Source organism: Bacillus sp. FSL K6-0073, from assembly GCF_038006085.1.
In the GTDB taxonomy this organism is placed as follows: Bacteria; Bacillota; Bacilli; order Bacillales; family Bacillaceae_G; genus Bacillus_A; species Bacillus_A cereus.
On sequence record NZ_JBBOUN010000001.1, the window covers coordinates 725,234 to 737,500 of the forward strand.

Genomic DNA, 12,267 nt, shown 5'->3' on the forward strand with positions numbered 1-12,267 from the left:
TGTTGAAAAGGAAGTTAGGTGGGGAAATTGTTAGAGCTTGAAGGTAACTTATTTGAAGTTATGAAAGAAATTAGGGATGAGTTAGGTTCACCTAATGATTTAACAATTAGAGAAGTTGCTCTTGCTGGGAGTTTTACACGTTGTGCGGTTGTGTTTTTATGTGGGTTAACAGACAAGGATAATGTTTATAAATATGTAGTTCGTACTCTTCAATATGAAGAAGTGCAAAATGAAGCGGCTGTCGTTCAGACGTTATTGGATCGTTTTATTTCTATTGCGGAAGTGGGTAAGAAGACAACATTTCCGGATATTATAAATGCGATTTTAGCGGGAGATACAGTTATATTAATTGATAATATTCAAACTGCTATCATTATTAATAGTAGGGCTTGGGAGAAGCGAAGTTTAGAACCACCAGTGACAGAAGATTTAATACGCGGACCGAGAGTTGGATTAAATGAAGATATTAATGTGAATAAAATGTTAATCCGACGCAGCTTACGCGATCCAAAGTTGAGGTTCCAATCTTATATTATGGGGAAGCGATCGCAGAAAGAAGTAACCCTAGTATATATAGAAGATATTATTAATCCTCACATTGTAAAAGAGTTAGATCGCCGTCTTCAATCAATAGTGACAGATGTCGTTTTGGAAACAGGTACGATTGAACAATTAATTCAGGATAATAATTTATCCCCATTTCCACAGTTTTTGAATACAGAGAGGCCTGATAATATTATAGCCTCATTAGCGAAAGGGAAGGCGGCCATTTTAGTAGACGGATCCCCGTTTGCTCTTATTGCACCACTTGTGTTTGTTGATATTTTTCAATCTGTAGAAGATCATTATGAGCGCTGGGTGATTGGAACGTTATTAAGGTTTTTACGTATGGGTTCAGGCATAATTGCGGTTTTGTTACCAGCTATGTATGTAGCACTTGTATCTTATCATCAAGGACTTATTCCTTCTAAATTGGCTTATTCAATTGCAGGTGCGAGGGAAGGTGTTCCGTTTCCTGCATATATTGAAACATTAATGATGGCCTTGACTATGGAATTAATACGAGAAGCTGGAATCCGATTGCCGAAACCGATGGGGCAAACGATAGGGATTGTAGGAGGTCTTGTAATTGGAGAAGCTGCGGTAAATGCAGGGATTGTAAATCCGTTTTTAGTTATTATTATTGCAGTTACTGCGATTGCTACGTTTTCGCTTCCTGTATATAGTATTACGATTACGTTCCGAATTTTACTTTTCGTCTTTGTATTAGCTGCAACGGCTTTTGGACTGTATGGGATTATTCTAGCTCTGATCGCACTTGCTATTCATATTACAAATTTAACAAGTGTTGGTATACCGTATACAACTCCCATTGCTCCTGCATTTTATAAAGATTGGAAAGAAGAATTTATTCGCATGCCAAAATCGATGTTGAAAGATAGACCAGAGTACTTACAAACAAAAGACTCTACAATACGTCCAAAGGAGCGAAAATAAGTGAAACCATTTGAGTATGGCGATGAAGAGATTGGATCTCGGGAAATTGGGTTTGCGGTATCATCGACCATTATTGGTATAGGGGCATTGTCTATGCCAAGAGATATCGCTAACCAAACTTTATTTTCGGACGGTTGGATTATCTTGCTTTTGGGTGGACTGATTTGCGCAGTTTTAGGCTGGTTTGTGACGAGAGTGGCTATCTTATTTCCAAAACAAAATTTTGTTCAATATACGAGTGCGCATTTGACGAAGCCTGTTGCATACACAATTAGTAGTATTTTAGTATTAACTTTTGCTGCTTTGACAGCGTATGAATCGCGAATGATTTCAGTTATTTCTCAAACGTATTTATTTAGTGATACACCAATACAACTACTGTCTTTTTTCTTCTTATTAGTTGTTATTTATGGAATAGCAGGATCAAGAGCAGCCTTATTAAGGTTAAATGTTTTATTCTTGCCTATTGTTTTAATTGCGATAGTACTTCTTTCTTTATTGAATATAAATTTAATGGAAATAAATAATTTACTACCAGCTTTTCAAACGAAAGTAAGTCAATATGCTGTTGGAGTTAAAAATTCTATTTTTACGTTTATTGGATTTGAAGTAGCGTTATTTTATGCAGTTTTGCTGAATAATAAGACAGCGAAAAAAGCGCCAATGGCAGTCGCGAAAGCGGTGATGGTAAACGTGCTGTCATACATTTTAATTTATGTAACTTGTATTAGTGTTTTTACTTATATGACAACACGTGGATTGACATATCCAACAATTGAATTAGGGAAAGAAATTGAAATTGGTGGAGGATTTTTAGAAAGGTTTGATGCGATTTTTTTTACGACTTGGATTATTACTATTTATAACACTACAGCAATGTATTATGACGTCGCATCTTTATTGTTTTGTGCTATGTTTCCGAAAGTGAAGAAACAAATTTTTATTTTCATAAGTGCCCCTATTATTTTTATGGTGAATATGATACCTAGTAGTTTAAATACTTTATCAAGTTATGGGACTTATTTAGCTTGGATAGATATGGGGTGTGTTGTGTTAGCACCTTTGCTCGTTTTAATTGTATATAAAATAAAAAGAAGGAATGGTGGAAATGAAACACCTTCTTAAAATTATAATGGTTATGGCTTTAACTGGATTTATGAGTGGGTGTTCTGAGTTAGAAGAGATAGAAGAAAGAGGATTTGTAGTAGGAGCGGCTTACGATATTGTGAAGGAGAAGAAAGCGAATCCAATTATGAAAGGGACCTATCAGATGGTACTCCCCAGTAAATTGTCTCAACAGGGTGGACAAGGGGGTGGGGATAGCGAAAATTATATTAATGTTAGTGCAAAAGCAGATAGTGTATTTGAACAAATAAGAATAATCGCCAAAAAAATTAGTCGTACATTATTTTTCCCTCATATACAGGTGATTATTTTCTCTGAAGAATTACTTTCACATCCATACATTTTACAAAATACGTTAGATGTATATATTCGCGATCATGAGATGAGAAGAAATATTCGTTTGTTCGTTTCTAATAAAAATGCCGAAGCTATTTTAAAACAAAGTGCCAAGCCTGAAAATTTACCGGCGCAGTATATTGATATGTTAGCTGAACACCCTCCGAAAAATGCCCAAATGATTGAGGCTGCAAGAATTGGTGAGGTGCAGGAAAAGATGATCTCTAACCGAAGTTTTGTATTACCTATTCTGGAACTAACAAAACAAGGAGTACAAATGAACGGTGCAGCATTGTTTCGGGGAAAGGATAATAAGTGTGTAGGCAATTTGAGTGGGGAAGAAACAGTAGGGATGAATTATATAATAGGTAAAAAAATTGGAGGTTTTTTTACCATCCGTAAAAAGAATCAACTTATTACATATGAAATTCATAAGTTACGTCGAAAAATTAAAGTATCCACAACGAATGCTACAAAACCAAAGTTTGATATTCATTTATCTCTGGAAGGCACATTGGCTGAGTTGCATTTTAGTGATCATAAAAAGGTTTTGAATGAAAAGCGTTTAGAGAAGGATATATCGGAAGAAATGGAGAAGCGTATTCAAAAATCAATTAAACTTGTTCAAAAAAAATATAAGGTAGATGTACTAGAGTTAGGGGAAGTGTATAAGCGACATAATTATAAAGAGTGGAAAAAGGTAAGTAAGAATTGGGATCAAGGCGAAAATTACTTTAGTAATGCTGAAATTACTGTTCATGTTCATCCAACAATTGAACATTCAGGTTCAGCTTTACCGAAAAGAGTGAAATAAGGTGATGAAAGTTGTTTACTGGATTAGGAATTAGTTGCACGATATTAATGGCAGTTCTTCCAGGAACTATATATTTTATTCATAAAAAACTCACAACGTATGGAGCACAGCCGTGGAATACTGATGTGCAAAAAAAGAAACCTGAATAATTTCAGGTTTCTTTCGTGCAAAGCATATGTGAAGGGGGATACCTTCTATGTATGCTTTGCTTTATACAAGCCCTAACCAATGTACCAATTGTGTAGAGAGGAATGTAACAACAATGGCGATAACGGTAGGGATTGCAAACGATAAGAATGTCCATTTTGCACTTTTTGTTTCTTTGTATATATTAACAAGTGTTGTTCCGCACGGGAAATGAAGAAGTGAGAACAACATTGTGTTTAACGCTGTTAACCAAGTCCAACCATTTTCTAGGAATAGATTTTTAATTTGATTAAAATCATCTATTTCAGTTAAAGCCCCAGTTGATAAGTAAGACATTAATAAAATTGGGATTACAATTTCATTAGCGGGTAGTCCAAGAATGAATGCAGCTAGAATAAACCCGTCAAGTCCTAACATTTTAGCAAATGGATCTAGGAAGTTTACAAAATACATAAGTAAGCTTGTGTCACCGATAAAAATGTTAGCAAGTAACCAAGTTAATGCAGCCGCAGGGGCAGCAACAACTATAGCTCGTTTTAAAACATAGATTGATTTATCGAGTGTTGCGCGAACAATTGTATTCCAAACTTTTGGCTTGCGGTACGGAGGTAACTCAAGTGTGTAGTGAGTTGGAACCCCTTTTAAGGCTGTTTTTGATAGTACCCAAGAAACAGTTAATGTCATAATAACACCAATTACAACCATTCCAACTACAACACCAGCAGTAACCAATGTTTGCATACTGCCTGTATAACCAGCAGCCATAAATAGTGAAGCCATTAAAATTAACATAGGCCAGCGACCGTTACAAGGAACGAAGTTGTTCGTTAAAATTGCTAGCATACGTTCACGTGGTGATTCAATGATACGTGTTGACATAATGGCTGCTGCATTACAACCAAATCCCATTGCCATTGTTAAAGATTGTTTCCCGTGTGCGCCGGATCGTTTGAATAAGCGGTCCATATTAAACGCGACACGTGGTAAGTATCCGTAGTTTTCTAATAGCGCGAACATAGGGAAAAAGATTGCCATAGGTGGTAACATAACGCTAATAACAGCACCGATACCACGGAACAAACCAAGTATTAAAATGCCATGTAACCATTCAGGTGCATGCGCTGCTTGGAACCAAGATGTTAAATATCCTTCGGCCCATCCGAAGAATTCGGCAATCATATCAGATGGTACGTTAGCGCCTGCAATTGTAAGATAAAAAATAATAGATAAAATACCGAGCATAATTGGGAATCCCCAGATTGGAGATGTGAAAATTTTATCTAGTTTTTCGGAACGATATAATTTATCAGTATTTGTATATTGGATGGATTCTTTACATATGCTTGCGGATGTTCGGTAAATATCTCCGACTATATCATCTCGTATATCTTCTTTTGAAAGTGTTTGTGCATGTTGAATAATATAGTCTAATGGAAGAGCTTTACTGGCTGAGTGAGATTCCATTAATTACGACCTCCCTTACAAGTGGTTCATTATGGTGTTTTTGAAGTGTAGTTAAGAAATTTTTATCTCCATCTAATATACGTAACGTAATCCAACGTGCTGGATACGTATCACCGAATACTTTATAAATTTGTGGCTCTAATTCCTGAATCATATTTTCGATTTTTTCGCTGTAAGTAATTTTAATTGGTGTTGGAATTAGTTTTTTATTTGCTACTTTTGCAATAACATTTAGCAAATGACCAATACCTACTCGGTTACGTGCTGAAATTTTAACGACAGGCACACCAAGTGATTTTGCTAATTTCTTTTCATCGATAACAATCCCTTTTTTCTCGGCTTCATCAATTAAGTTAATGCAAATGACTACATTATTTGTCATCTCCATCACCTGGAGTGCTAAATTTAAATTTCTTTCCATAGCAGTTGCGTCTATAACAACTACAGTTACTTCTGGTTTTTCAAATATAATATAATCCCTTGCTACTTCTTCGTCTGCGGAATTTGAGTATAGTGAGTAAGTTCCAGGTAAATCTATTAATGTATAATTACTTCCGTTATGTTCATATTCTCCTTCAGCTTTTAAAACAGTTTTTCCCGTCCAGTTTCCAGTATGTTGTTTTAAGCCTGTTAAAGTATTAAATAATGTACTTTTCCCTGTATTCGGGTTACCAGCTAAAGCGATACGATGTTTGCTCATCTGAAATCATCTCCTATTAATACCCCGAAAATAAGGGAGCTTTCTTCTTTACGCAGTGCAATAGTTGTGTTGCTCACTTGATAAGCGACCGGATCTCCAAGTGGACTGCGTTGCAATACTTTAATCGTCGCCCCCGGGATAAATCCCAAATCTAATAAGCGTCGTTTCATAGTTCCTTCTAATTGTATCTTCTCAATTTGTACAAACTCTCCTATTTTAAATTCGGAAAGTGGTTTTATATTAGCCGATACCATAAAAGTTACCTCATCTCTATATTTTTAGTTTGAGTTTAAAAAGTTTCCTTAGGTAAACTTTTTGTTAGTAATATAGTAGACTACATTGGATGATGCTGTCAATTGGTACTTTAAAAATATTCATTTAATTTTAGAATTGTTCCAATTTATTTAGTTGTACTAAAAAATATTACTGAAATTCTTTTTTATGTGCATAAATTAGGCGTGTAAAAGTTACAAAATACAGCGGAATTGTAAATATAACTTTAATTAAAAGGGAAAAAGAGAGAAAAACATTTACATTGGATTTACATTGTTAAGAATAAATTTACATTACAGCTTAAATAGTGTGGATTTTGTTGGGTTCTTTAACTATAAATGTTGGGATTCCTAGTTTTTAAGGATTATTATCGTCATTTACTTAAAATTAAAAATTGCTTAACACTTACATAATATTATTGTCCTACAATGAATTTGTGTTCGAAAGAAGTAGACAAATGTGAAAAGTGATAATCCAAATGGGGGTACAAGACATGGTTATGAAAAAGGGTATTAAATTTTCTTTAGCAGCTTTAGTGGTAGCGGGTTCATTAGTGGGATGTGGAAAAGCAGAAGAGACATCAGGTAAAGATGCTAAAGGAAACGATAATGCAAAACAAGAATTGTCAGGTACGATAGCAGCTGCAGGCTCTACAGCACTTCAACCTCTTGCAGAGGAAGCTGGAAAGAAATTTATGGAGAAAAATTCAAACGTTTCTATTCAAGTGCAAGGTGGCGGTAGTGGAACTGGAATTAACCAAGTAGCTTCTGGTGCAGTCCAAATTGGTAACTCAGATGTTCCATCTGCAGATAAAATAAAAGATGCTAATAAGGCGAAAGAATTAGTAGATAACAAGGTAGCGGGTATTGCATTCGCACTTGTCGTAAATAAAGATGTAAAAGTTGATAACTTAACAGTACAACAAGTACAAGATATCTTCACTGGAAAAGTAACAAACTGGAAAGAAGTAGGCGGGAAAGATGAAAAAATCAACGTGATTAATCGTCCAGCTTCTTCTGGTACACGTGCTACATTTGAAAAAACAATTATGAAAGACGCGAAAATCAATGATGGAACTGGTACTACACAAGATTCTAACGGTGCAGTAGAACAAGCGATTAACTCTACTCCAGGTTCAGTAAGTTATTTAGCGATGTCTTACATGGTTGGCGAGAAAAAAGGTGCGCTACAAACAGTAAAAATTGATGGTGCTGAACCAAAAGTTGAAAACATTGCGTCTGGTAAATATCCATTTTGGTCTTACGAGTACATGGTAACGAAAGGTGAGGCAAAAGAAGCAACAAAAGCTTACATTGACTATGTAAAAGGTAAAGATTTTGAAAAGCAAGTAGAAGATATGGGTTATATTCCAATGTCTAAATTAAATAAGTAATAAAATTTATGGGGCTGGCTGCAAGGCCAGTCCTGTTCATTTCAATTTATGAAGTGGGGTCTGTCCTGTGATGAAGGGGAAAAAACAAATTAATTACGTAAAAAGTGAATATATAGGAAGATCACTTGTTACGTTTTGTGGTATTTTTATTGTTTTAATTACATTAGCTATTATTGCGTTTATTTGTGGTAAAGGTATTCAATCTTTTACACAAAGTGGTATCTCATTTACTGAGATGTTAACATCGACAAAATGGAATCCAAATGCTGATCAAGGATCCTTCGGGGCTTTAATTTTCATTGTAGGTTCAACGGTGGTTTCGTTAGGTGCGGTCATTATTAGTGCACCAATTGCTATAGCTCTTGCTATATTCATGAATTTAATTTCGCCAAAGTTTGGAAATAAAGTATTGAAGCCTGTTTTAGAATTATTAGTTGGTATTCCTTCGGTTGTATACGGATTATTAGGGGTTACGATTTTAGTGCCACTATTACGTGATTCGTTTGGGGGAGTAGGCTTTAGTTTAATTGCGGGTATTGTTGTATTAAGTATTATGATTTTGCCAACTATTGCTAGTATCGCTTCTGATGCAATACGTTCTGTTCCATTTGATTATTTAGAAGCTTCTTATGGTCTAGGATCAACGAAATGGCAAGCGATTAGCCGAGTAATTGTTCCTGCTGCGAAGAAAGGGATTTTAACAGGTGTTGTTTTAGGTTTAGCGCGTGCTTTTGGTGAAGCGCTAGCGGTTCAAATGGTAATCGGGAATACGATTAAATTACCAGAAGGAATATACAGTCCAACAGCGACGTTAACTGGTATTTTAACAATGGACATGACAAATACATTAAACGGAACTGCTTGGAACAATGCGCTATGGACTTTAGCAATGATTTTACTTGTTATTTCATTCCTGTTTATTTTAGTAATTCGAGCGATTGGGCAAAGAGGTGAGCGATAATAATGAATGCAAGAACGGTAAATAAAGTTTGGACAGGTATCTTTTATACGATTGCAGCTTTAGTTGTAGCTTTGCTAGTGTTCTTAGTGTTTGAAATTTTACAAAAGGGATGGGGTTTTTGGGATCCTAATTTCTTGTTTGGAGAACCAAGTAATACAAGAGCTGGTGGTGGGATTGGTCCGCAGTTATTCAATTCCTTCTATATGCTTGTTATAACGCTTATTATATCTATTCCTCTTGGATTAGGTGCTGGAATATATTTAGCAGAGTATGCAAAGCAAGGACGTTTTTTAAACTTTGTTCGTTTATGTATCGAGACAATGGCATCTTTACCTTCTATTGTTGTTGGTTTATTCGGTTTGTTAGTGTTCGTTACAATGACTGGTTGGGGATATACAGTAATGGGTGGTGCCCTTGCTTTAACTATTTTAAACTTACCGGGCTTAACGCGTGTTTGTGAAAATGCGATTTCAGAAGTTCCTTCTAATGTGAAAGAGGCAAGTCTTGGGCTAGGTGCAACGAAGTGGCAAACGATCACTCGTATTATTATTCCGTCGTCATTACCACAAATCATTACAGGTGTTATTTTAGCTGCGGGTCGTATATTTGGTGAAGCAGCGGCATTAATTTATACAGCGGGTTTAACATCTCCGATTTTAAATTCAGCAGCGGACTTCTCAAGTCCTGCTCATCCTTTAAATCCATTTAGACCAGCTGAAACGTTAGCGGTTCACATTTGGAAGTTAAATTCTGAAGGAATTATCCCGGATGCGAAGTTAATTGCGACAAAATCTGCAGCTGTATTAATTATTATGGTATTACTATTCAATGTTATTTCACGCTTAGTAGCATCTATATTACACAAGCGCTTTACAGGAACGAAAAGAAAAAGTAAAACGACGAAAAAGGTAAAAGCGGCATAAATTATAAAGAAGAACTCTCTACTTATAGATAGGGGGTTCTTTTGTATTTTAATTATAGAAGGAAAGGGCGTAACGATTGTTGAATTTGTGATTAATTATATAGACGAACAGATGTAATTTAGATTGTGGATTCTAGTGAATCTCTAGAACGGTATGCGGAAAAAATGATGGATTATATGAGTAGGTAGAGAAAAAGGGTTATCTTCATTCGTGAAGATAACCCTTTTCTTTTAAATATCAGGTGTTTCTGTAGAAGTGCTTATTTTTCTACGGGAGCGTCTTTTTCTCCCGATTTTATCTAATAGTTCATACATAACTGGAACAACTACTAATGTAAGAAGAGTTGAGACTGCCAAACCACCGATGACAACGACGGCTAAACTTTTTGATACCATACTCCCTGCTTGGGATTGGCCAAATAAAAGTGGGAGCATAGCAACGATTGTTGTAATAGCTGTCATAATAATTGGGCGTAGTCTAGTAGAACCTGCTTCAAGTAAGGCTTCTCTTGTTTCCATTCCGTGTTCCCGATTTTGTTGGACTCTTTCTATTAATACAATAGCGTTTGTAACAACAATCCCGATTAACATTAATGCGCCGATTAAGGAATTTACATCAACAGGTGTTCGTGAAACGATTAAGCCTAAAATACCACCGACAGCAGCTAACGGTAAGGAGAATAGGATTGCAAAAGGAGCACGTGCTTGCCCGAAGGTGATAACCATAATTAAATATACAATCCCTATTGCAATCCCCATAATTTTGAATAAATCTGTAAAATTCTCTTGCATAGATTCAGTAGCTCCTGCGATATTGACTTTTGCACCACTAGGTAAATCTAAGTCAGTTATCGCTTTATTTACTGCTGTGTTTACTTTACTCAAATCTTCATTTGAAGCTTCGGCTGTAATTTGGATTGTTTCTTTTCCGTCTTTATGGAAAATTTCTGTTTGCGTTTGTTTTTCTGAAATAGTTGCGATGTCTTTTAAAGGTATTGGGCCATTAATAGGTGATAGTATGTTTGTATTTAAAATATCTTCTTGTTTATTAATGTTTTCTTTTTTGTGTTCTATCATAATAGTAGTTTTTTCATTATTAATTGTAATTTCGCCAATAGGTGATTTCTTCATAAGGAATGCTACTTGTTGCGTAGCTATTTCTGGTGTTAAACCTAGTTGTTCAGCCTTTGTTTGATCAATATGAATTTGCCATTCTTTCTTAGAGTCTTCTAAATTTGTTTTTACTTTAGAAAGATCATCCATGCTTTTTAGTTTTGTTTCAACGATAGTAGCCGCCTCTTTTAAATCCGCTTCGTTAGTAGCTGTTACGTTAAATTGTAAGTTATTGCCGCCGCCAGAACTTGAATAACTTGTTTTTATATAATCAAGTTCAGCAGGCTCAAAAGTTTTATTTTCCTTTTTTAACTCTTTAATATATTGATCAATATCAGAACCTTTTTTAAAGACTACGAATATACTGGCAAGGTTATTTTTAGTTGTTTGCCCCCATTGTGCATCTTCTGCGCTAGATCCCATTCGTAAAATAACGTCTGTTATATCTGAATTAGAAAGTAATTTCTTTTCAAAATCAAATGCTTTTTGTTTTTGAGATTCAGCATTATAATCGGCTGGAAATGTCATGTTAATAGATAACATTGTGTCGTCTTCAGATTTTATGTTTGCTTTCGGTAGTAATATATAGGCCGCAATTGATCCTGCAAATAATAAAAATGAAGTAAGTAGAATAATGAATTTATGAGAAAGAGCCCACTTTAATGTAGCGACATATCGTGATGAAGAACTTGGCTTTCGATGCTTTGTTTTTTTGAGTAGTAAAAAAGCCATAAGTGGAACAACTGTTAGTGCAACGATTAAGGATGATAGTATAGAATATACAACTGCTAATACCATAGGTAACATTAATTTTCCGATTGCTCCTGATACGAGGCCGATAGGTAAAAAAACAGCGACCGTTGTTAAAGTAGAAGAAGTAATTGCGACTGCGACTTCTTTCGTTGCATCGAGAATGATATCTTTAGAGAAAGAATCTTTTTGTAAACGGCGGAAAATATTCTCGATGACAACGATACTATCATCGACGAGACGTCCAACCGCAACAGCTAAACCACCGAGGGTTAAAATGTTAAGCGTAATGTTAGATTGATGTAGTAAAAAGAGTGTTAATAAAATAGATAATGGAATACTGACAACAGCGATGAGTGTTGTTCGGAAGTTACGTAAAAAGATTAAGATAATTAGAGTTGCAGCGATTGCTCCAAGTATTACTTCTTTTCCCATGCTAGTAACAGCATTTTCAACTTGTTCATGGGTTGAAGCCAAAAGTTTAATAGAAAATTGATTTTTATATTCCTTATCTATCTCTTTAACTTTTTTATCAATCTCTTTTCCAATGGCAACTGCATTTTTACTTGGCTCTTTCATGATGATTAATCCTGTGCCTTCTTCTCCGTTTATATGTGAGATTGTATCGTAGTGTTGTTTAATTTCAATTTGAGCAATGTCTTGCAATTTCACTTGGGGTGCCACAGTGATGTTTTTAATGTCATTTACATTTTTTATGTCCCCAATGACGCGGAGGTTGTATTCTTCCTGATTAACAGTAATTGCCCCAGCT

The 12,267-nt window shown here is 35.4% G+C and carries 11 protein-coding genes (1 of these 11 running past the window's edge); 7 read left to right on the plus strand and 4 right to left on the minus strand.

Annotated elements, in window-relative coordinates; genetic code table 11:
* Positions 1 to 18: 18 nt before the first annotated feature.
* Genes gerLA through MHB52_RS03670 form a run of 4 tightly spaced genes read left to right on the plus strand, consistent with a single transcriptional unit; the run spans position 19 to position 3,921 of the window.
* Positions 19 to 1,497, plus strand: coding sequence for a spore germination protein GerLA (gene gerLA / locus MHB52_RS03655; RefSeq protein WP_001999095.1), 1,479 nt, complete (start codon positions 19 to 21; stop codon positions 1,495 to 1,497).
* Positions 1,498 to 2,622 (plus strand): spore germination protein GerLB, encoded by a 1,125-nt coding sequence (gene gerLB / locus MHB52_RS03660; protein WP_000802011.1) that lies wholly within the window; start codon positions 1,498 to 1,500, stop codon positions 2,620 to 2,622. It abuts the gene before it with no gap.
* Positions 2,606 to 3,772, plus strand: a complete 1,167-nt coding sequence (gene gerLC, locus MHB52_RS03665) for a spore germination protein GerLC (RefSeq protein ID WP_000681631.1) — start codon at positions 2,606 to 2,608, stop codon at positions 3,770 to 3,772. The genes gerLB and gerLC overlap by 17 nt, the downstream gene beginning before the upstream one ends.
* Positions 3,773 to 3,783: 11 nt before the next feature.
* On the plus strand, positions 3,784 to 3,921 hold the full coding sequence (locus tag MHB52_RS03670) for a hypothetical protein (RefSeq protein WP_000493997.1): 138 nt from the start codon (positions 3,784 to 3,786) through the stop codon (positions 3,919 to 3,921).
* A gap of 61 nt (positions 3,922 to 3,982) precedes the next feature.
* Here the strand turns inward: MHB52_RS03670 and MHB52_RS03675 are convergent, their stop codons facing one another.
* Genes MHB52_RS03675 through MHB52_RS03685 form a run of 3 tightly spaced genes read right to left on the minus strand, consistent with a single transcriptional unit; the run spans position 3,983 to position 6,337 of the window.
* Positions 3,983 to 5,383: a nucleoside recognition domain-containing protein gene (locus MHB52_RS03675; protein ID WP_000443591.1), complete on the minus strand. Its 1,401-nt coding sequence runs from the start codon at positions 5,381 to 5,383 to the stop codon at positions 3,983 to 3,985.
* Complete coding sequence (locus MHB52_RS03680; RefSeq protein WP_000033866.1) at positions 5,361 to 6,083, minus strand: FeoB small GTPase domain-containing protein; 723 nt, start codon at positions 6,081 to 6,083, stop codon at positions 5,361 to 5,363. Before MHB52_RS03680 ends, MHB52_RS03675 begins: the two co-directional genes overlap by 23 nt.
* A complete protein-coding gene (locus tag MHB52_RS03685) occupies positions 6,080 to 6,337 on the minus strand; it encodes a FeoA family protein (protein WP_000252982.1) in 258 nt (85 codons plus the stop codon). The genes MHB52_RS03680 and MHB52_RS03685 overlap by 4 nt, the downstream gene beginning before the upstream one ends.
* A gap of 512 nt (positions 6,338 to 6,849) precedes the next feature.
* Here MHB52_RS03685 and MHB52_RS03690 point away from each other — a divergent pair.
* The 3 genes from MHB52_RS03690 to pstA all read left to right on the plus strand — a co-directional run bounded on the left by MHB52_RS03690 (position 6,850) and on the right by pstA (position 9,633).
* The gene (locus tag MHB52_RS03690) at positions 6,850 to 7,749 is read left to right on the plus strand and encodes a phosphate ABC transporter substrate-binding protein PstS (RefSeq protein WP_000245116.1); all 900 of its coding nucleotides are present in this window, start codon (positions 6,850 to 6,852) and stop codon (positions 7,747 to 7,749) included.
* A 70-nt stretch (positions 7,750 to 7,819) separates the two neighbouring features.
* Positions 7,820 to 8,710 carry a phosphate ABC transporter permease subunit PstC gene (pstC, locus tag MHB52_RS03695; RefSeq protein WP_000676676.1) on the plus strand — a complete coding sequence of 297 codons (891 nt, stop codon included), beginning with the start codon at positions 7,820 to 7,822 and terminating at the stop codon, positions 8,708 to 8,710.
* A 2-nt stretch (positions 8,711 to 8,712) separates the two neighbouring features.
* Positions 8,713 to 9,633 (plus strand): phosphate ABC transporter permease PstA, encoded by a 921-nt coding sequence (gene pstA, locus MHB52_RS03700; RefSeq protein WP_000994155.1) that lies wholly within the window; start codon positions 8,713 to 8,715, stop codon positions 9,631 to 9,633.
* Positions 9,634 to 9,863: 230 nt separating this feature from the next.
* Here the strand turns inward: pstA and MHB52_RS03705 are convergent, their stop codons facing one another.
* Positions 9,864 to 12,267 carry the 3' portion of an efflux RND transporter permease subunit gene (locus tag MHB52_RS03705; RefSeq protein ID WP_061664118.1) on the minus strand. Its footprint extends 641 nt past the window's final position, so only the last 2,404 of its 3,045 coding nucleotides appear in the window; its start codon lies beyond the right edge, outside the window; the stop codon is at positions 9,864 to 9,866.